The organism is Novosphingobium huizhouense, assembly GCF_020179475.1.
In the GTDB taxonomy this organism is placed as follows: Bacteria; Pseudomonadota; Alphaproteobacteria; order Sphingomonadales; family Sphingomonadaceae; genus Novosphingobium; species Novosphingobium huizhouense.
The window spans coordinates 1,535,450-1,556,403 of the sequence record NZ_JAILXZ010000001.1 but is presented as its reverse complement, the minus strand read 5'-3'; the positions used below and the strand labels follow the sequence as shown (position 1 = coordinate 1,556,403).

Genomic DNA, 20,954 nt, shown 5'->3' with positions numbered 1-20,954 from the left:
TGACCCGATGGCGGTGAAAGGCTGCGCTCGACGACTCCCTTAGTCGCCGCTCGGTTCCCGTTTGCCCACCGCAATTTCCTCCGATGCGGTTGGTTCGTCACGCGTCCGCTGCGCAACCGGCGCCGGCGCGGCGAGCCCGGTCCAGTAGGCGAGGAAGGCGAGCGTGTCGGCCCCGCTGGCGATGGTCTTGTCGAGCGGCTTGCCCGCGCCGTGGCCGGCCCTGCTTTCCACCCGCAGCAGGTGCGGACGCTCGCCGATCCGCGCGGCCTGGAGCGCGGCGGCGTACTTGAAGCTGTGCGCCGGGACGACGCGGTCGTCGCTGTCGCCGGTGGTGACCAGGATCGCCGGGTACTCGGCGCCCTCGCGGATGTTGTGGTAGGGCGAATAGCCCCGCAGCACGCGCCAGTCGTCCTCGCGCGCCGGCTGGCCGTAGTCGCCGGTCCACAGGCGTCCGGCGGTGAAGCGGTCGAAGCGCAGCATGTCGAGCACGCCGACGTCGGGATTGGCGGCGACGAACAGGTCGGGCCGCTGGTTGACCACCGCCGCCACGAGCAGGCCGCCGTTCGATCCGCCTTGCGCGGCAAGGCTGCCGCTGGCGGCGATCCCCTCGCGCACCAGGTATTCGCCCGCGGCGATGAAGTCGTCGAAGCTGTTCTGCTTCTTGTCGCGCCGCCCGGCGTCGTGCCAGGCGCGCCCGAACTCGCCGCCGCCGCGCACCCCGGCCAGCGCGAAGACGCCGCCCGCCTCGAGCCAGGCCATCCGCACCGGCGAGAAGCTGGGGGTCATCGCGATGTCGAAGCCGCCGTAGCCGTAGAGCAGTGTCGGCGCCGCCCGCCCGGCCAGCGCGCGCTTGCGCACCAGGTAGAGCGGGATCCGGGTGCCGTCCTTCGAAGGGTAGAAGCGCTGCTCGACGAGGTAGTCGGCCGGATCGAAGCCCATGCGCGGCTGGGCGAAGGGCGTGGTCGCGCCGCTGTGCAGGTCCATGCGGTAGATCGTCGGCGCGCGGTTGAAGCTGGCGAACTGGTAGAAGGTCTCGCCTTGCCCCGGGCGGCCGGCGAAGCCCGAGGCCGAGCCGATGTCGTTGAGCGTGATCGCGCGGCTCGGCCTGCCCTTGAGGTCGGTCACCACCGCCACGCTCGCCCCGCCGTTGAGGTAGGACAGGATGAACCGGTCGCCCACCGCATTGGCGGCGGCGAGCTGCTGGTCGCGCTCGGGCACCACCACCTTCCATTGCGGCGGACCCGACAGGTCGAGCTCGACCAGGCGGTAGCGGGGGGCGCCCTGGTTGGTGACGAACCACAGGCGGTCGCCGATGCCGTCGACGAACTTCCAGTCGTTGTCGAAGCCCTCGGCGACCTTTCCGCTGGCCCATTGCCCCGGCTTGCCGCTGCGCAGGTCGAGCAGGTGGATCGCGCGCAACGGCTGCGTGCCGATCTCGCTGGTGATCACTGCCCAGCGCCCGTCGGCCGAGACCGCCGCCTTGTGCCCCTGCTCGGGATGGTCGGGCGTCGCGAAGACCGGCAGGTCGTCCGCCTGCGGCGTGCCGACGCGGTGATACCACACGGCCTTGCCGTAAGTCGGCGCAAGGTGCTCGGCGCCCGGCGCGGGCGCAGGATAGCGCGAATAGAGGAAGCCCTCCTCGCCGACCCAGGCGATCGCGGTGTCGTTGGCCCAGGCGAGGGTATCGTCGAGCACCCGCCCCGAGCGCACGTCGAGCAGGCGGATCGTGCGCCAGTCGCTGCCCGCCACCTGCACCGTATAGGCGAGCGAGCGGCCCTGCGGGCTCGGCACCCAGGCGTCGAGCGCGACCGTGCCGTCGCTCGACCAGGCGTTGGGATCGAGCAGCAGCCGGTCCGGACCGGCGAGGCCCGCGCGCACGTAGAGCCCGCTCTGGTTGGCAAGGCCCGGGTTGCGCAGGAAGAAGTACGACTTGCCGGCGCGGCGCGGGAGGCTGATCCGCTCGTAGTCGTAAAGGCTGCGGATGCGCGCGGCAAAGGCGTCGCGGCCCGGCAGCTGCGCGAGGTAGGCGGCGGTCGTCGCGTTCTGCCGCGCGACCCACTGCGCCACCTCCGGGCTTGCCGCCGGGCTCTGTTCGAGCCAGCGGAACGGATCGGCCACGTCCTGCCCGAACAGATGCTCGACCAGCGGCAGGCGCCGCGTCGGCGGATAGGCGAGCGGGGCGATCGGCGGCAGCGCGAGCCGCGGCGCGGCCGCCGCCGCGCCCGGCCGGGGCGTGGCGATGGTGAGGCCGCCCGATGCCGCGACGTGGGACGCGCCCTCGGCTTCCTCGGCCGCGGGCATCGCCGATTGCGCATGCGCCCAAGGCGGCGCGCAGGCGAGCAGCAGCGCGGGCGCCAACCCGCTCCACACCTTCGTGGCGCGGCCTCCCGGCCTAGCTGTCCTCTCCGCACGTCGCATCTTTTATCCTGCACGCCTTAGCACCCCGGCGGGGCTTCAGGCGAGAGGCAAAACGGCGAAAGTCGCGCCGCTTTCAGGGCCTTGGCCGAAGGCCCGTCCAGTGCGCGAGGAAGGCGTAGACATCGGCGCTTTCGGCGATGGTCTTGTCGACCGGCTTGCCCGAGCCGTGGCCGGCGCGCGTCTCGATGCGGATCAGGTGCGGCTTGTCCCCGATCTGCGCCGCCTGCAGCGCGGCGGCGTACTTGAAGCTGTGCCCGGGCACGACGCGGTCGTCGGTATCCGCCGTGGTGACGAGGATCGCCGGGTAGTCGGCGCCATCGCGGATGTTGTGGTAGGGCGAATAGGCGCGCAGCACCTTCCAGTCCGCCGCGCGGTCGGGGTGGCCGTAGTCGTCGACCCAGTAGCGCCCGGCGGTGAAGCGGTCGAAGCGCAGCATGTCCATCACCCCCACCGCAGGATGCGCCGCGGCGAACAGGTCGGGGCGCTGGTTGACCACCGCGCCGACCAGCAGCCCGCCGTTCGAGCCGCCTTCGACCGCGAGCCCGCCCCTGGGCGCAATGCCGTTGGCGAGCAGCCATTCGCCGGCCGCGATGCAATCGTCGAACACGTTCTGCTTGTTCGCGCGGCGGCCGCCGTCGTGCCAGGCATCGCCGTATTCGCCGCCGCCGCGCAAGTTGGCGACGGCATAGGCCCCGCCGCTTTCCAGCCAGGCCATCCGCGTCGAGGAGAACGCCGGCGGCAGCGAGACGTTGAAGCCGCCGTAGCCGTAGAGGATCGTCGGCACCGGCCCGGCGGCGTCCTTGCGGCGGATCACGAACATCGGGATCTTCGTGCCGTCCTTCGACGGGTAGAACACCTGCTCGCTGACGTAGTCGGCCGGATCGAACTTCAGCGCGACCTTTTCCCACACGCTCGCCTTGCCGTCGGCCTCGCTGAAGCGGAACACGGTCGAGGGCATGGTGAAGCCGGTGAAGCCGAAGTAGCCCCCCGCCCTGCCCGGCTTGCCCGACAGCCCGGCGAGCGCGCCGACGCCCGGGAGGGCGAGCGCGCCGGCGGGCGCGCCGTCGAGCGTGAACAGCCGGACATCGGCCTTGACGTCGCGCAAGTAGGCAACGACCAGCCGGTCGCCGACGATCGCCGCGCCATCGAGGTTGGCGTCGCTTTCGGGCACGATCGTGGTGAACACCGGCTCCACGCCCGACAGGTCGACGCGGACGATCTTCTTGAGCGGGGCGTCCTTGCTGGTGACGAACCACAGCACATCGCCCACGCCATCGATCAGGTCCCACTGCGCGGCAAGGTCGGGGATCAACGGGCGAACCTGCCAATCGCCCTTGCCGATGGGCGCGATGCCGACGGCGGTGGTGGGATCGGTGCCTTCGTGGCTGGTGACGACCAGCCAGCGCGCATCGCTGGTGACCTGCGCGCCATGGCCCCAGGTGGGCTTGTCGGGCGTTGCGTAGACGAGCCGGTCCTGGTCCTGCGGCGTGCCGAGGCGGTGGTAGTAGACCTGCTGGTCGTAGTTGCGGGCCTGGAACGCCTCGCCCTCCTTCGGCGCGGCGAAGCGCGAATAGAGCACGCCGTCGTTGCCGACCCAGGCGATGCCGCTGAACTTTACCCACTTGAGCTCGTCGGCGAGCGGCTTGCCGTGGGCGGCGGCGACGAACTTCATCGTCCGCCAGTCCGAGCCGCCATCCTGCACGGTATAGGCGAGGAGGTTGCCATCGGGCGACGGCTCCCACGCATCGAGCGCGGTGGCGCCGTCGCTGGCCCAGCCGTTGGGATCGAGCAGCACGCGCCCGCGGGGCGAGGCGGCATCGCGCACGAGCAGCTGCGCCTGGTTCATCAGCCCCGAATTGAAGGCGTAGAACAGCCGCCCGCCTTCCTCGCGGGGAACGCCGAAGCGGGCGTAGTCGAACAGGCCCTTGAGCCGCGCCTCGAAGGCCGGGCGTTCGGGCAGCGCCTTGAGATAGGCGTCGGTGAAGGCGCTTTGCGCAGCGACCCAGTCGTGGACCCGGGCATCGGTGCGCACGTCGGCCTCGAGCCAGCGCCAGGGATCGGCCACCTGTTCGCCGAACGCGGTTTCGACGACGTCGCCGCGCGGGCTGGCGGGATAGGGCGGCAGGGCAGGCTCGGACGACATCGCGGCGGGACTCGTGTTGGCAAGGACCGGCAGGGGGTGGAGCAGCAGCCCGCCGACGGCAAGCGCGAACCGCAGCCCGGCGATCCCTTTCGCCCGCAGGGGTTGACGGGGTTTACACTGTCCTGACGAAAAAACCGCAGGCCCGGCGCGGGCCTCGTCGCGATCGCGGGAAATGGCGGAAGCGTGCGGTCTTGCGGGGGCCTGGCGGTGCGTCATGGCCCATGCATACCGCGCGCCGCGGCTGTAGGACAGTCCCCGGCCGCGCCCTTGTGGAGTTGCATATGCAACAAGGCCGGACCGCCCTCGCTGGACCACCCTCGCCGGGCGCGACCGCAGGACGCCCGCCGCGCCGCGAACGGCAATGGCCGGCAACGCCCGCCAAAGGCAAAAAAGGGGCGGCAGCCTTGCGGCGCCGCCCCTTTTCCGTGGATGTCGCTTCAACCGAAGCGCTGGTCAGGCAGCCCGACAAGACGGGCCGATCGGACCGCCGGCCGGGAAGGCCCGATCAGGCGGCTTCGTATTCGTCTTCGTCCGCGGTCTGCACCGGACCCGAGTCCAGGCCCTTGGCGGCGGTGTCGCGGTCGACCAGCTCGATCACCGCGATCGGCGCGGCGTCCGAAGCGCGGAAGCCGGCCTTGATGATGCGGGTGTAGCCGCCGTTGCGATCGGCATAGCGCGCGGCCAGCACTTCGAAGAGCTTCTTTTCCTGCGCTTCGTCGAGCAGACGGGCGTGGGCCAGACGGCGGTTCGACAGACCGCCCTTCTTGGCGAGGGTGATGAGCTTTTCGAGGTAGGGGCGAAGTTCCTTCGCCTTCGGCAGCGTGGTGGTGATCTGCTCGTGCTTGATCAGCGCGGCCGCGAGGTTGCGCAGCAGCGCGATGCGGTGCGAGGAAGTACGGCCGAGCTTACGCTGTCCCAGCTTGTGACGCATGTTCTTGTCTCCGTTCGTAGGGGGGCCGTGTCAGGTACCCCGATCCAGGTCGGTTGAGGGGCCGACCAAATCCCCATTCCCAAAGCCTAGTCGCCTGAAGTTTCAGGCCTTGGCTGAAGCCATTTGGGCCAGGTGGGAGCGAGAAGCGTGGTTTCCGAGTACCGGAGCGCAGCGTACTTTCAGTACGTGAGCACCGGAACGCAGGAAACCGCGCTTCGCAGCCCCGCATGGGCCGAATGGATCAGCCAAGGAGCTCTTGCTCGAGCTTCTTGGCCATCTCTTCGATATTTTCCGGCGGCCAGCCGGGGATGTCCATGCCGAGGCGCAGGCCCATCGACGAGAGGACTTCCTTGATCTCGTTGAGCGACTTGCGGCCGAAGTTCGGCGTGCGCAGCATCTCGGCCTCGGTCTTCTGGACCAGATCGCCGATGTAGATGATGTTGTCGTTCTTGAGGCAGTTGGCCGAACGCACCGACAGTTCCAACTCGTCCACCTTCTTGAGCAGGTAGCGGTTGAGCTGGTTGGCATCGCTCTCTTCGGGCGTGTGCGCCGCGACGCCGCCCGCAACCGACGGCGCGTGGCCGGTCGGCAGCTGGTCGTCGAAGTGGACGAACAGCGAAAGCTGGTCCTGGAGGATGCGCGCGGCATAGGCCACGGCATCTTCAGGCGTAATCGTGCCGTCGGTCTCGACCGTCAGGTTGAGGCGGTCGTAATCGAGCTCCTGGCCGATACGCGCGTTCTCGACCTTGTACGAGACCTGGCGAACCGGCGAGTAGAGCGAATCGATCGGGATCAGGCCGATCGGCGCGTCGACCGGGCGGTTCGACACGGCCGGGACGTAGCCCTTGCCGGTGTCGACGGTCAGTTCCATGTTGAACGTCGCGCCTTCGTCGAGGTGGCAGATCACGAGATCCTTGTTCATCACCTCGATGTCGCCGGTGACGGCGATGTCACCCGCCTTGACCTCGCCCGGGCCGGTGGCCGAGAGCTGCAGGCGCTTGGGGCCTTCGCCCTGCATCTTGAGCGCGACCTGCTTCACGTTGAGGACGATGTCGGTCACGTCCTCGCGCACGCCGGCGAGCGAGGAGAATTCGTGCAGCACGTTCTCGATCTTGATCGAGGTGACGGCCGCGCCCTGGAGCGACGACAGCAGCACGCGGCGCAGCGCGTTGCCGAGCGTCAGACCGAAGCCGCGCTCGAGCGGTTCGGCGACGAAGGTCGCGCGCGCCTTGGCATCGGTGCCGGGCTTGATCTCGAGGGAGTTGGGCTTCTTCAGTTCCTGCCAGTTCTTGATGTTGACAGTCATGGAATTCCCCTGGGGTTGGTTCGGGAGCCGAAAGTCGGCCTGAGGGCAGGCCGCTTCCGGTCAAAGATATTGGGCGGCCGGCGCGGTGGATCCGCCGCGCCGGTCGCCGAAAGGCAGGTCAGACGCGACGACGCTTCGACGGGCGCACGCCGTTGTGCGGGATCGGGGTCACGTCACGGATCGCCGTGATGGTGAAGCCGACCGCCTGGAGGGCGCGCAGCGCGCTCTCGCGGCCCGAGCCGGGGCCCTTGACTTCGACTTCGAGGGTGCGGACGCCGTGCTCGGCGGCCTTCTTGCCGGCGTCGTCCGCGGCCACCTGGGCGGCATAGGGGGTCGACTTGCGGCTGCCCTTGAAGCCCATCATGCCGGCCGACGACCACGAGATGGCGTTGCCCTGGGCATCGGTGATGGTGATCATGGTGTTGTTGAAGCTGGCGTTGACGTGCGCGACACCACTGGTGATGTTCTTGCGCTCGCGGCGCTTAATGCGCTGAGGTTCGCGTGCCATGTGCTGAATTCCTGTCGAGAAACCGTTGGGAAGACCGGACCGTGAAGGTCGATCTTACTTCTTCTTGCCGGCGATCGGCTTGGCCTTGCCCTTGCGGGTGCGGGCGTTGGTGTGCGTGCGCTGACCGCGGACCGGCAGGCCCTTGCGGTGACGCAGGCCACGATAGCACGCGAGGTCCATCAGGCGCTTGATGTTCATCGCGGTTTCGCGACGAAGATCGCCTTCCACGGTGTGCTCGGCGTCGATCGTCTCGCGGATCTGCAGGACTTCGGCGTCCGACAGGTCGGCCACGCGGCGGGTATGGTCGATACCCAGCTTGTCGGCGATCTGCTTGGCCTTGAACGGGCCGATACCGTGAATGTAGGTGAGCGCGATGATCACGCGCTTGTTGGTGGGGATGTTGACCCCGGCAATACGAGCCACTTGTTTCTCCGTCTGCTCCACAGGACGCCGACGGCGAGTCGGGGTCCTATCTCATCGCTTCACACCCGGGCCGGAATGGGAAAAATCCCCAAGAACCAAAGCTCTGCCTTGACTGGGGAGAATCTGCCCGGTTGAGTGTGAAAGGCGCGCTTAGGACTTTTGGCGAGGAGCGTCAACCGCCAAGCCGCGCAAATCGGCGAAAGTCCGCCACTTCGGTGAAGGACGGGCGGTTCGGGCCGAGGTCGCCATGATACTGCATCGCCGCGCGGTCGTCAAAGGGGTGGCGATCGCGGCGCGAGACTCCGAAGCGGCGATCAATTGCATTGTGATTTCTCCGCAAGGGCGCAATGATGCGCCAATAGCGCAATGTAACGGATCGAGGCGATGGCGGAAATCGGAGGAACAACGGGGAACGACACGCTGAACGGCACAAGTTCCGACGACATCATCATCGGCTACGACGGCGACGACGTCATCCATGGCGGCGCCGGCAACGACCGGATAACCGGCTCGTCGGGCAGCGGCTATGGCAGCCACGACCTGCTCTACGGCGAGGCCGGCGACGATGTGCTGTACATCTATGCCGCCGACGGTCGGCGCGCCGATCCCTGGAGCCTTGCCGACGGCGGCGATGGCGACGACACCGCGGTGGTCAGCTTCTCGAACTTCGGCAGCGGCCTGACCTATGTCCACAACGCCACCTCGGCCGACATCCATTGCGGGCGGCTCGCCGGGCGACTGGTGGGAATCGAGCACGTCGTGTTCTTCGGCGGCTTTTCCAACGACAACCTGACCGGGGGCAATGCCGCCGACCAGATCTTCGGCAACGGCGGCGATGACACGGTCGACGGCGGCGGCGGCGACGACGTGGTGACCGGCGGCGGCGGAACCGACATCGTGCGCGGCGGCGCCGGCGACGATCTGCTGCTGTTCGACGGCTTCGGCAACGACAGCTTCGATGGCGGCACCGGCGACGACCTGCTCGACTTTACCCAGCAGTTCGACGCGGCGGCGGGCGTCGCCATCGACTTGCGCAACCGGTCGCAGAGCGTCGGCGGGACCACGATCACCGTCACCGGGGTCGAGAGCCTCGCCGGCACCAGCTATGGCGACACGCTGCAACTGGGCGCAAGCGCGGGCCGGGCGTTCGGGCTCGGCGGCGACGACACGCTGATCGGCGGCGCGGGCAACGACCGGCTGGTCGGCGGGACCGGCGCCGACACGATGCTGGGCGGCGCCGGCAACGACAGCTACGAGGTCGACGCGGCCGGCGACGTGGTGATCGAGACGACCACGGCGAACGCGACCACCGACGCCGGGGGGATCGACACGGTGCTGGCGAGCGTCGGCTTCAACCTTGCCAACACCGCCGTGGCGCGCGGCCGGATCGAGAACCTGACCTTGACCGGCAGCGCCGCGATCAACGGCACCGGCAACTATCTTGCCAACACGATCATCGGCAATGCCGCCGCCAACCTGCTCGACGGCCGCGGCGGCGCGGACATGCTGCGCGGCGGCGCGGGCAACGACACCTATGTCGTCGACAACGCGGCGGACCAGGTGCTCGAGACCGTCTCGGCGAGCGATGCGGGCGATGCCGGCGGGATCGACACGGTCCGCGCCGCGGTCTCGTTCACGCTCGGCGCCTATGTCGAGAACCTGGTCCTCACCGGCAGCGCGCAAGGCGGCACCGGCAATGACGCCGCCAACCGGCTGATCGGCAACGATGCCGCCAACCTCCTGTCCGGCAAGGGCGGCAACGACGTGCTCGACGGCGGCGCGGGCGGCGACACGCTGAACGGCGGCGCAGGCGACGACCGGCTGGTCGGGCGCGCCGGGCAGGACCTGCTCGAGGGCGGGACCGGCGCCGACCGCTTCGTCTTCGTGGCCGCCGACACCGGCAAGGCCGCGGTCGCGGCGCCCGACCGGATCGTCGACTTCAGCCACGCCGAAGGCGACCGCATCGACCTTTCGTCGATCGACGCGGTGGCGGGCACGGCGACCAACAACGCCTTCCGGTTCATCGGCGCCGCGGCGTTCAGCGGCCACAAGGGCGAGTTGCACTATGCGATCGGCGGCGACGGCACCACGCGGATCGAGGCGGACATGACCGGCGACGGGCTGGCCGACCTGATGATCGTGCTGAGCGGCGCGCACCAGCTCGTCGCGGGCGACTTCGTGCTGTGACCTGACAAGCGCGCGCGCCGCTGCTAGGGCGCGGCCGAAGCCCGCATCGGGCGGGCGCAGGGGATGGTGATGACGACAGCGGCGGCGCAAGTGCAATGTCCCGGCGCGGTCACCGGTCCGGGCCCGGCCGGGCCGCGCGTGGCGGTGCTGCTGCCCGCCTACAACGAGGCGCTGGCGATCGGCGCGGTGATCGAGGCATTCCGCGCCGCGCTGCCCGAAGCGACGATCTACGTCTACGACAACAACAGCCGCGACGCGACCGCCGAGATCGCCCGGGCGGCGGGCGCGGTCGTGCGCAGCGAGCGGCGCCAGGGCAAGGGCTATGTCGTGCGGCGGATGTTCGCCGACGTCGACGCCGACATCTACCTGATGTGCGATGCCGACGCGACCTACGAGGCCGCGGCGGCCCCGGCGATGGTCGAGCGCCTGCTGCGCGACGGGCTGGACATGGTGGTGGCGACGCGCAGCGCGGTGAGCGAGACCGCCTATCGCCCGGCGCACGCCTTCGGCAACCGGATGCTGACCGGGATCGTGCGGGTGATCTTCGGCAATGTCTTCACCGACATGCTGAGCGGCTACCGCGTGTTTTCGCGCCGCTTCGTCAAGTCGTTCCCGATCACCTCGCAGGGGTTCGAGATCGAGACCGAGCTGACGATCCATGCGCTCGAGCTGCAGATGCCGGTGGACGAAGTGCGCGCGCGCTTCACCGACCGGCCCGCCGGATCGACGAGCAAGCTCAACACCGTGCGCGACGGCTTGCGCATCCTGCGCACGATCGTCGGCCTGCTCAGGCTCGAGCGGCCATTCCAGCTGTTCGGCTGGATCGGCGCGCTGTTCATGGCGCTTTCGGTGCTGGCGGGATGGCCGGTGGTGACCGAGTTCCTGCGCACCGGCCTCGTGCCGCGCCTGCCGACCGCGGTGCTCGCCACCGGGCTGATGCTGATCGGCTGGCTGAGCGTGTTCAGCGGGCTGATCCTCGATTCGGTGACGCGCGCGCGGCAGGAAGTGAAGCGGCTGCGTTATCTCGAGCTGGCCGGGGTCCACGCGCTCGCCGCGCCCGATCCGCTGGCGGCCGCGGCGGCGGCGCCGCGCTGAGATGCCGCCCTTCGCCCGCTTCGCGCTGGTCGGCGCGGCCGGCTTCGTGGTCGACGCGGGCGTGCTGACCCTCGCCCGATCGACCGGCGCCGGGCTGCTCGCCGGGCGGGCGCTGTCCTATCTCGTGGCGGCGACGTTCACCTGGGGCTGCAACCGGCGCTTCACCTTTGCCGCAACGCAAGCGCCGAGCGTGGGCGAATGGGCGCGGTTCCTCCTCGTCAACGCGGGCGGCGGGCTGGTCAACCTTGCGGTCTATTCGGCGCTGGTGCTGGCCTTGCCGCCGGTCGCGCGGATGCCGGTGCTGGGCGTGGCGGCGGGATCGCTGGCGGGGCTCGCGGTCAACTTCGCGCTGTCGCGCCGGTTCGTGTTCCGCGCCTGATCGGGCCGCGGCAAGGCGACCGGGCAGGCATAGGGCGGCAGCCAGCAGGGCCAGCCGATCGTCAGCGCAGGCGCGTAGCGCGCGAGCGGGGCGCGCGGGAAGACGCCCGGCAGCGGAGCTTCGTCGATCTCCATCGGGTTGAACGGCCAGGCAACGCCGCGCGCGGGATCGAACCACTGCTCGTTCCCCGCGAAGTCGCGCCGCAGCGCCTCGGCGAGCACCAGCCCCTGCCCCGGCGCCGGGACCTGGTGGTATTCGAAGTAGTTGCGCATCGGCCCGGCCGCATCGCCGATCGACGAGCGGGCGAAGTAGACCCGGTTCACCTCGGCAGCGACCCCGGCGAAGGCGACGAGCCGCGCCGGGGCTGCGCCCGCCACGGCCACCGGCTCGAGCCGCAGCGCGCCCAATGCGAGCAGCGGCGCGAGCGCCAGCAGCGCGCGGGCCGGCGCGCGCCGCAGGATCGCCAGCCAATGCGCCAGCCCGAGCACGAAGACGGGCACGAGCCACTTGAAGTAGTGGACGTTGTTGAACTTCCACAGCCCGCTCGGCAGGAGGTCGATATAGGCGAGCATGACGGCGGCATAGGCGAGCGCGGGCAGCAGCAGCAGCAGGCCGAGCATCCGGCGGCGCGGATCGGCGAGCAGCAGCAGCAGCCCGGCGAGCCCGGCCGGCAGCCACGGCAGCACCCGCAGCAGCCCTTCCCCTTCGGGATACCACGGGCGCGGCTCGACCAGCAGCAGGTAGGCCTTCCATCCGATCCACGAAAAGTTGGCGCCATAGGCGCGTGACAGCAGCATGTAGGGCGAAGGCCGCGCACCGTAGATCGCGAGATGCAGCGCAAGGCCGGCGGCGGCGACGGCAAGGCCGGCGGCGGCCATCGCGCCGAGCACGCGCCAGCGCCGCCCGTGGCGCAACAGCCCGATTCCCGCGATCGCGCCGACGATCGCCGCCACCGGGGCATCGCCCGGCCGGCCGAGCGGAATCAGCGCGAGCATGGCGCCGAGCAGCGCGGCGCTGCGCAGCGGCATCGCGCGCGCCGCCTCGCGATCGAGCGTGCGGCTGGTCGAGGCGAGCGCGAGCCAGATCAGCGCGGCCGAAGGCGTGGTCGTCCAGGGCAGCAGCCACTGGCTGCCGAGCCGGGGCCAGAGCACCGTCGAGACCAGGAACAGCGCGACGAGCCGCCATCCGGCAAGACCGATCCGGCCCGCGACCTCGCGAAAGCCGAGGAACGTCGCGAGGAAGCAGACGAGATCGACCAGCGTCGTCTGGAGCAGCGAGGGCAGCCAGGCGATCGGCGCCAGCAGCAGCGGATAGAGCAGCGGATACCAGTGGCGCGCGGCGGCGAGATCGCCGTGGAGCAGCGCCCGCGCCGAGGCGAGGTACTGCCCTTGGTCGAACCACAGCGCGAACTTGGGCGGCTTGTCCAGCAGCAGCACCGGGATCGGATAAGTCAGGATCACGCCGACGACGAACACCAGGCCGACGAGGAGCAGTTCGGTCCGGCCGGTGGACTTCGCCGGGAAAGAGGGTGCGGTCATCGCTCTCCAGCCATCGTGGCCGGATCGGCCCTTGCCCGCCGGTGCATAAGCCAGCCCCGGCCCGCTGCCAATCGCAGGCGGACCGGGGCGCGGGCGGACCGGGGCGCGGCGGACCGGGGTGCGGGCGGACCGGGGCCGCGTGTCCGGCGCGCGCCGCGCCGGCTCAGACCACGCCGAAGGCCAGCATCGCGTCGGCCACCTTCTTGAAGCCGGCGATGTTCGCGCCCTTGACGTAATCGACATAACCGCCGCCCTGGTCGCCATAAGTAAGGCAGGACTGGTGGATGCCGAACATGATGTCCTTGAGCATCTGCTGCAGTTCTTCCTCCTTCCACGCGCGGCGTTCGGAGTTCTGGCTCATCTCGAGGCCCGAAACCGCGACGCCGCCGGCGTTCGAGGCCTTGCCCGGCGCGTAGAGCAGCCTGGCCGCCTTGAACACGTGGACGCCTTCGAGGTCGGTCGGCATGTTCGCGCCTTCGGCCAGCGCCTTGCAGCCGTTGGCGACGAGCGTGCGCGCGTCCTCGCCCAGCAGTTCGTTCTGCGTGGCGCAGGGCAGCGCGACATCGCAGGGGACGCCCCACGGCGTCTTGCCTTCGTGGAAGGTCGCCTTCGGGAACGCCTCGACATAGTCCTGGATGCGGCCGCGGCGGTGGGTCTTGTGGGTCTTGACCCAGTCGATCTTGTCCTGCGTGAAGCCGTCGGGATCGTGGACGAAGCCGCCCGAATCCGACAGCGTCAGCACCTTGCCGCCCAGTTGCACGATCTTCTCGGCGGCGTGCGTGGCGACGTTGCCCGAGCCCGAAATGACCGCGGTCTTGCCGACCAGATCCTCGCCCTTGGTCGCGAGCATGTTGGCAAGGAAGTAGACCGCGCCATAGCCGGTCGCCTCGGGCCGGATCAGCGAGCCGCCGTATTCCAGCCCCTTGCCGGTGAGCACGCCGGTGAACTGGTTGGTGATGCGCTTGTACTGGCCGAACATGAAGCCGATCTCGCGCCCGCCGACGCCGATGTCGCCCGCCGGCACGTCGACGTCGGCGCCGATGTGGCGATAGAGCTCGGTCATGAAGCTCTGGCAGAAGCGCATGATCTCGCGCACGCTCTTGCCCTTGGGATTGAAGTTCGAGCCGCCCTTGCCCCCGCCCATCGGCAGGCCCGTGAGCGCATTCTTGAACGTCTGCTCGAAGGCGAGGAACTTGAGCACGCTTTCATTGACGCTGGGGTGGAAGCGGATGCCGCCCTTGTAGGGGCCGATCGCGTTGTTGTTCTGGACGCGGTAGCCGCGCTGGACGCGGATGTTGCCGTTGTCGTCCTCCCAGCAGACGCGGAAGCTGACGACGCGATCGGGCTCGGCGATGCGGCGCAGGATCTGCTGCGCGTGGTACTCTTCCTTGTCCTCGATGAATTCGTAGATGTCCTCGGCAACCTCCTGCACCGCCTGGACGAATTCGGGCTGGTGCGGGTTGCGCTTCCTGACGCCTTCCATGAACGTCGGCAGGTCGACGTGATCGCTCACGGCCATTGATACTCTCCCCCGGTGGCCGGCGCCTGCGCGGGTGCAGGCAGGCCGGCAGTCGTTACGACGCGTGCGACCGGTGGAGCGTCTGTGGCGATCGAGGCCGAGTCGCGCTCCTTGTGAGCTGGAACGTAACGATTTTTTGCGCCCTGGGTAGGCGTTCGCACCGAGTTGGATGCAGCTTGGGCGGGCGCTGCCCCTATTGCGGCGTCGGCGCAGGCCCGAGCAGCGCATCGAACGCGGCGTTGGCGTCCTCGTGCTCCTGGTCCACCGGCTTGGCGACCGGCTTTGCGGCAGGCTTTGCCGGCGGCCTGGCGGCAGGCTTTGCTGCGGGCGCGACAGCAGGCCTGGCCGGCGGCTTGGGCGCGGCGGGCTTCGCGGCGGCGGGAGCGGCAGCGGCAGCGGGCGGCGGCGCCAGAGGGGCGGCACGGCGCGCGGGCTTGCTGCCCGGCCCCGGCGGCAGGCTCCACCCCTGCGGCGCCAGCGCCGCGGCGGACGCATCGCCGGACGGAGACGGTGCAGCCGGATCGGCCGCTGCCACGGAGTCCGCCGCGGGCCCGGGCGTCGGCGCCGATGCCGATGCCGGGGCGGGCGTGGACGCGGGCGCGCCGCCCATCGGGCCGAGCTTCATCGCCAGCGACGCGAGCTGCGCCGCGATCACCGCATCGACCGCCGGCGCGATCTCGGCCACCGGGTAGCGCATGTAGCCGCCGACGACGTAGTCGAAGACGATCCGGCTGCCCCCGTCGATCGGCTTGATCGTGATCGTCAGCGTGCCCTGCACCGCCTCGCTCTGCAGCGGCCCCAGCGCCCCCGACAGGCGCAGCGCCTTGCCGGGTTCGGCATAGAGCACGCGCATGTGCTGGACGCCGCCGGGGCGCTCGCCCTTGGCCGCGGTCTTCGGCAACGGCAGGCGCTCGCAGAAGCAGCCGCCCGGAACGGGATCGAGGGTGAGATTGGCGGCATCGCCGGAAAAGGTGTGCTGGCCCTGCCACCACTGGGCCGGGGCGGACAGCGCCTTCCACGTGGCGGCGGGATCGCTGGTGACGCGCGCGGCGACGCGGACGACGAAGCCGCTGTCGCCCTTCGCCACGACTTCGGCGCGCGCCGGGCCGATCGTGGCCGCGGCGAGCAGCAGGGCGAGCGCAGGTCGCTGAAACATCGGTGGTCCCCCCATCGCGCCGCCGGCGCCGCCAGGGCGGCGGCGCGGGCGACGATCGAGACCTAGCCGATAATCGCTTCGATGGCAGCCGTCACGTGGTCCATGTCGGCCATGCCGTCGACCCGGGTGACGATGCCGCGACTTTCGTAGATCGGCAGGATCGGCGCGGTCTTGGCGCGGTATTCGGCCATGCGCGTGCGCACGGTCTCTTCGTTGTCGTCGGGACGGCGCTTGAATTCGTGCCCGCCGCACTTGTCGCAAGTGCCTTCGACGGCCGGCTTCTCGAACTTGTCGTGATAGCCCTTGCCGCAGGTGGCGCAGGTGTAGCGGCCGGTGATGCGCTCGACGAGCGCGTCCTCGTTCACTTCCAGCTCGATCACGTGGTCGAGCTTGCGGCCGCGGCTTGCGAGGATCGCGTCGAGCGATTCCGCCTGCGGCGCGGTGCGCGGGTAGCCGTCGAAGATCGCGCCCTGCCCGGCGGGCATCGCGTCGAGTTCATCGCCGATCAGCGCCGAGACGATCTCGTCGGAAACGAGCTGGCCCGCATCCATCACCGCCTTGGCCTGGAGCCCGACCGGGGTGCCCGCCTTGACCGCGGCGCGCAGCATGTCGCCGGTCGAAAGCTGCTTCATGCCGTGGCGCTCGACCAGACGTTGCGCCTGGGTGCCCTTGCCCGCCCCCGGCGGTCCCAACAGGATGATGTTCACGTGCCTTGCGTCCCCCTTGCGGCGCTGCGCCTAGCGCATGCGTCCCTTCAGTTTGGCCTTCTTGATCAGGTCGCCGTACTGGTGCGCCAGCAGGTGCGACTGGATCTGGGTGATGGTGTCGACGGTCACGTTGACCACGATCAGCAGGCTGGTGCCGCCGAAGAACAACGTGCCCATGCCGGTTTCGGCCATGATCCATTCGGGGACCACGCAGACCACGGTGATGTAGGCGGCGCCGAGCACGGTGATGCGGGTCAGGACATAGTCGAGATAGGTGGCGGTGTTCTTGCCCGGGCGGATGCCGGGGATGAAGCCGCCGTTCTTCTTGAGATTGTCGGCGGTCTCTTCCGGATTGAACACCACCGCGGTGTAGAAGAAGCTGAAGAAGATGATCCCCAGCGCATAGAGCAGCATGTAGACCGGCTTGCCGTGGCCGAGATACTGGTTGAGCGTGACGATCACCTGGCCGGTGGTGCTGTCGGGCGACACCGCGTTGCCGGCGAACTGGGTGATGGTCAGCGGCAGCAGCAGCAGCGAGCTGGCGAAGATCGGCGGGATCACGCCCGCGGTGTTGAGCTTCAAGGGCAGGTGGCTGCGGTCGGCGGCCATCATGCCGTTCTGCGTCGCGCGCTTGGGATACTGGATCAGCAGCCGGCGCGTGGCGCGCTCGAAGAAGCAGATGAAGATCACCACCGCGACGATCAGCGCCAGCACGCCGGCGATCACGAACGGGTTGAGCGAGCCGGTGCGGCCCTGCTCGAACAGGTTGCCGAAGAACTTGGGCATCTGCGCGACGATGCCGGCCATGATGATCAGCGAAACGCCGTTGCCGATGCCGCGGCTGGTGATCTGCTCGCCCAGCCACAGCAGGAACATGGTGCCGCCGATCAGCGAGATCACCGCGCCGACCTTGAACAGCAGGCCGGGGTTGACCACCGCCTGCAGCCCGCTCGACGCGCCATAGGCCTCGAGACCCGAGGCGAGCACCCAGCCCTGGATCGCGGTCAGCAGCACCGCGCCGTAGCGGGTGTACTGGTTGAGCTTCTTGCGCCCGCTTTCGCCTTCCTTCTTCATCGCCGCGAGCGCGGGATGGAGCGAGGCGGCGAGCTGCACCACGATCGAGGCGGTGATGTAGGGCATGACGCCCAATGCAATCAGGCTCATGCGCTGGAGCGAGCCGCCCGAGAAGGCGTTGAAGATATCGAGGATGCCGCCGCGGGTCTGGTTGTAGAGCGTCTCCATGATCAGCGGATTGACGCCCGGCAGCGGCACGAAGCTGAGGAACCGGAACACGATGAGCGCGCCCACCGTGAACCAGATGCGCTTCTTGAGCTCGGTGGCCTTCGAGAAGTTCGCCAGGTTGAGGTTGCTGGCGATGTTGTCGGCGCGGGATGCCATTGGTCTGGTGTCAAGCCTTGCTGGGGCGCCGGGACGAATTGGGTCAGGCGCCGCATTCACGGAAGCGGCCCGTCGCGGACGGACCTTGCGTGAAGCCCATATAGAGCGGGCGCAGGGATTCCAAGAACCCCCGCGCCCGCAATACGCGATTAAATGAGATCAGGCAGCTTCGACCTTGGTCGCAAGCACTTCGACGGTGCCGCCGAGCTTCTCGACCGCAGCGGCCGCGCCCTTCGACACGCCGGCGACCTTGAAGCTGACCTTTTCGGTCAGTTCGCCCTTGGCGAGGAGGCGCACGCCGTCCTTGCCGCCACGCGCGAGGCCCGCCGCCTTGAGCGCGGCATGGTCGATCACCGCGTCGGTGGCGAGCTTGCCGGCGTCGATCGCCTTCTGGATCATGCCGAGGTTCACGTGGGCATAGTCCTTGGCGAAGATGTTGTTGAAGCCGCGCTTGGGCAGACGCATGTGGAGCGGCATCTGGCCGCCTTCGAAGCCGTTGACGCTGACGCCCGAACGCGCCTTGGCGCCCTTCTGGCCGCGCCCGGCGGTCTTGCCCTTGCCCGAGCCGATGCCGCGGCCCACGCGCATGCGGCCCTTGCGGGCGCCGTAGTTGTCGGAGAGTTCGTTAAGCTTGGTCATGTCGGAGCACTCGCTTTCGCTTTGAGTCGCGCTTGATGGGAAGCGGCGCCGTTAGACGAAAGCGGGGGGGTTGTCGACTCTCACGCGACCGAGGGGCGCGGCGCGGGTCCGCGACGAGGTGCGTTTTCTACATCTGGGGAAAATCGGCGAGACTGTACGCGCCCGTTAGGCGGGCAAGCGCTCCACCGCGCGACCCCGCCGATCCAACCAGACGATGAACCGGCGGCCAAAGACATTCGCCCGATCCTCGATCAAGTGCTTGCTGACCACGCCGATCGCGTAGCTGGCGCCAATGGTCAGCAACAACGTCGGGACGTAAAGCAGCAAGCCTCTCACATCCCAACCGCCGGCCCCCGGGACGCCCCCTCGCCCCGCCATTGCCACCAGTCGCTGCGTAATCGGCCAAGCGAAAATGAAGTGGAAGATGTAGATCGAATAGGAGACTTGGCCGATCTTCGCGACGATCTGAGCCGGTCGCGCCGATGCATGCAAGCGCGCAAGATTGAATACGAAGACAAAGCATGCCGCCGCCGCCATCGGCATGAGCGCAAGGCAGACCCGCGGCATCCAGTTAAAATGCGAACCCAGAAGCAGGACGAGTGCAACCATTGCGAAAGCCGCCGCGCCGACAGAATCGCGGCGAGGTGAAGGCTGCCACCCGTCGCGCGCCGCAAAATACAGGACCATACCCGTCAGGAACGCCGGCAACTGGTTGAAAAGACTGTAATACATCATCTCGCGATCGACAGGAATGCCGACCCATACCAGGAGGGAGATGGCTGTGAACACCAATGGCAGGCCGCATACGACCTTCCAGCGACGCATATCTACCCAGCCCGAGACCAGTGCGAACAGGACAGGGAAGATCAAGTAGAACAGCACTTCGACGCCGATGCTCCACCCCCCCGGCACGATCCCGTTCATCGCTTCCTCGCGAAACGACTGTAGGAACGTGACGTTAAGTGCGATGTTGAGCGGGGTGTAGATCTCGTACCCCTGGTGCTTCACGTAGCGATAGAGCACGAAATACATCGGAATCGCGAGGTAATAGAGCGGCGCAATCCGAAAGAAGCGGCGGACCAAAAAGTTGCGGTACGCATTCGGCTCGCAACCGCGCGATGTTGCCGAGTGGCAAAGGGTGAATGCAGACGCAACGAAGAACAACTGTACGCCAAATTGCCCGAACGCAATCAGGTAATAGGCGTTACCGATTGCAGTATACTTCTGGCCATGGTGAACGACGATAACCATCAGCACCGCAAGTCCACGCAGGACGTCGACGAACTCGAACTTCTCGATGGTCTCGTTCGATTGCGCCACTGATGCCTCCAAGGTGCAAGTCACACCTGCAGTCCGACACGCAGTCGGCCTGACTCCTCCATTTTGGGAGTATCAGAAAGGACACCGGGGGACAACCGCGGCTGCGCGTTTCTCCTGCGTGATTGAACGACTTCAGCCGCGCATCCCACAAGAGTGCGCCAACCCGACAAGGCCAGAGGATCCTAGCGTCTTTGGACCCAGAAGAGCGGCCCTCCCCTTACCTGAGCGCGCACTATCGGGCGTGGGATCGCCAGTACGATAGTGCGGCGCACCAAGTGCCTCGAAGCGTTGCGAACGCACGGGCACGGAAAGTCGACCACAACGCAAAAGGCCCCGGCATTGCTGCCGGGGCCTTTCGTGTTGGTGCCTGCAGGCGGGCGGTGGTCAGTCGACCACGGCCACCATGTGCGGCAGCTTGGCGATCGCGCCGCGGACTTCGGCGGTGTCTTCCACCTCGACCACGCGGTTCATCTTGCCGAGGCCCAGGCCGACCAGGATCTTCTTCTGGCTTTCCGGGCGGCGGATCGGCGAACCGATCTGCTTGATCTTGATAGTCGCCATGATGCTTACTCCACGATGGCAGCGGCTTCGGCTTCCGCCTCGACCGCCGTTGCGCCGCCGCGACCGAGCAGGTCTGCAACCTTCTTGCCGCGACGCTGGGCGACCGACTTCGGCGAAGTCTGGTCGGTCAGCGCGTCGAAGGTGGCGCGGATCATGTTGTAGGGGTTGCTGGTGCCGACCGACTTGGTCACCACGTCGGCAACGCCTAGGCTCTCGAACACGGCGCGCATCGGACCACCGGCGATGATGCCGGTACCGGCCGGCGCCGAGCGCACGTTGACCTTACCCGCGCCGAAACGGCCCTTGCCGTCGTGGTGCAGGGTGCGGCCTTCCTTGAGCGGAACGCGGACCATCTTCTTCTTGGCCGAGGCGGTCGCCTTGGTGATGGCTTCGGGCACTTCGCGCGCCTTGCCATGACCGAAGCCGACGCGGCCCTTGCCGTCGCCGACCACGACGAGCGCGGCGAAGCCGAAGCGCTTGCCGCCCTTCACGGTCTTCGAAACGCGGTTGATGTGGACGAGCTTCTCGATGAGCTCCTCGCCACCTTCTTCCTCGTTGTTGCCACGGCCACGACGGTCGTCGCGACGGCCACGGCCGCCACGCTCGCCGCGTTCGCCGCGATCGTTGCCACCACGGCCACGGCCACGGCCACGACCTTCACGCTGCGGCTCGCCGCCGGTCGCTTCGACCGGTGCGGCGGCGTCCAGGTTGGTTTCGTCAGCCATC

The 20,954-nt window shown here is 68.5% G+C and carries 17 protein-coding genes; 3 read left to right on the top strand and 14 right to left on the bottom strand.

What is annotated here, in order from left to right:
- Positions 1-39: 39 nt before the first annotated feature.
- The 6 genes from K3A85_RS07795 to rpsM form a co-directional block, all read right to left on the bottom strand.
- Positions 40-2,301: a prolyl oligopeptidase family serine peptidase gene (locus K3A85_RS07795; RefSeq protein WP_225206032.1), complete on the bottom strand. Its 2,262-nt coding sequence runs from the start codon at positions 2,299-2,301 to the stop codon at positions 40-42.
- A gap of 190 nt (positions 2,302-2,491) precedes the next feature.
- Positions 2,492-4,561 carry a prolyl oligopeptidase family serine peptidase gene (locus K3A85_RS07790; protein WP_225205888.1) on the bottom strand — a complete coding sequence of 690 codons (2,070 nt, stop codon included), beginning with the start codon at positions 4,559-4,561 and terminating at the stop codon, positions 2,492-2,494.
- Between the two features lie 505 nt (positions 4,562-5,066).
- Positions 5,067-5,492: a 50S ribosomal protein L17 gene (gene rplQ / locus K3A85_RS07785; RefSeq protein WP_225205887.1), complete on the bottom strand. Its 426-nt coding sequence runs from the start codon at positions 5,490-5,492 to the stop codon at positions 5,067-5,069.
- Between the two features lie 241 nt (positions 5,493-5,733).
- A complete protein-coding gene (locus K3A85_RS07780; protein ID WP_225205886.1) occupies positions 5,734-6,798 on the bottom strand; it encodes a DNA-directed RNA polymerase subunit alpha in 1,065 nt (354 codons plus the stop codon).
- 118 nt (positions 6,799-6,916) lie between these two features.
- A complete protein-coding gene (rpsK, locus tag K3A85_RS07775; RefSeq protein ID WP_008065643.1) occupies positions 6,917-7,306 on the bottom strand; it encodes a 30S ribosomal protein S11 in 390 nt (129 codons plus the stop codon).
- Positions 7,307-7,360: 54 nt separating this feature from the next.
- On the bottom strand, positions 7,361-7,729 hold the full coding sequence (gene rpsM, locus K3A85_RS07770) for a 30S ribosomal protein S13 (RefSeq protein ID WP_225205885.1): 369 nt from the start codon (positions 7,727-7,729) through the stop codon (positions 7,361-7,363).
- A 384-nt stretch (positions 7,730-8,113) separates the two neighbouring features.
- Here rpsM and K3A85_RS07765 point away from each other — a divergent pair, with 384 nt between their 5' ends.
- The 3 genes from K3A85_RS07765 to K3A85_RS07755 all read left to right on the top strand — a co-directional run bounded on the left by K3A85_RS07765 (position 8,114) and on the right by K3A85_RS07755 (position 11,390).
- Entirely contained in the window at positions 8,114-9,916 is a 1,803-nt protein-coding gene (locus K3A85_RS07765; protein ID WP_225205884.1) for a hypothetical protein, read from the top strand.
- A gap of 69 nt (positions 9,917-9,985) precedes the next feature.
- Positions 9,986-11,011, top strand: coding sequence for a glycosyltransferase family 2 protein (locus K3A85_RS07760; protein ID WP_225205883.1), 1,026 nt, complete (start codon positions 9,986-9,988; stop codon positions 11,009-11,011).
- A gap of 1 nt (position 11,012) precedes the next feature.
- A complete protein-coding gene (locus K3A85_RS07755; RefSeq protein WP_225205882.1) occupies positions 11,013-11,390 on the top strand; it encodes a GtrA family protein in 378 nt (125 codons plus the stop codon).
- Between the two features lie 1,701 nt (positions 11,391-13,091).
- Here the strand turns inward: K3A85_RS07755 and gdhA are convergent.
- From gdhA to rpsE, 8 genes are all read right to left on the bottom strand, one after another.
- Entirely contained in the window at positions 13,092-14,447 is a 1,356-nt protein-coding gene (gene gdhA / locus K3A85_RS07750) for an NADP-specific glutamate dehydrogenase (protein WP_225205881.1), read from the bottom strand.
- A 193-nt stretch (positions 14,448-14,640) separates the two neighbouring features.
- A complete protein-coding gene (locus tag K3A85_RS07745; protein ID WP_225205880.1) occupies positions 14,641-15,603 on the bottom strand; it encodes an SRPBCC family protein in 963 nt (320 codons plus the stop codon).
- 62 nt (positions 15,604-15,665) lie between these two features.
- On the bottom strand, positions 15,666-16,310 hold the full coding sequence (locus tag K3A85_RS07740) for an adenylate kinase (protein WP_225205879.1): 645 nt from the start codon (positions 16,308-16,310) through the stop codon (positions 15,666-15,668).
- Positions 16,311-16,340: 30 nt separating this feature from the next.
- On the bottom strand, positions 16,341-17,708 hold the full coding sequence (gene secY / locus K3A85_RS07735) for a preprotein translocase subunit SecY (protein ID WP_225205878.1): 1,368 nt from the start codon (positions 17,706-17,708) through the stop codon (positions 16,341-16,343).
- 159 nt (positions 17,709-17,867) lie between these two features.
- Positions 17,868-18,347, bottom strand: a complete 480-nt coding sequence (gene rplO / locus K3A85_RS07730; RefSeq protein WP_225205877.1) for a 50S ribosomal protein L15 — start codon at positions 18,345-18,347, stop codon at positions 17,868-17,870.
- A gap of 165 nt (positions 18,348-18,512) precedes the next feature.
- Positions 18,513-19,667, bottom strand: coding sequence for an acyltransferase family protein (locus K3A85_RS07725; RefSeq protein WP_225205876.1), 1,155 nt, complete (start codon positions 19,665-19,667; stop codon positions 18,513-18,515).
- A 384-nt stretch (positions 19,668-20,051) separates the two neighbouring features.
- A complete protein-coding gene (rpmD, locus tag K3A85_RS07720; RefSeq protein ID WP_225205875.1) occupies positions 20,052-20,228 on the bottom strand; it encodes a 50S ribosomal protein L30 in 177 nt (58 codons plus the stop codon).
- Between the two features lie 5 nt (positions 20,229-20,233).
- On the bottom strand, positions 20,234-20,953 hold the full coding sequence (gene rpsE / locus K3A85_RS07715) for a 30S ribosomal protein S5 (protein ID WP_225205874.1): 720 nt from the start codon (positions 20,951-20,953) through the stop codon (positions 20,234-20,236).
- Between the last annotated feature and the right edge of the window lies 1 nt (position 20,954).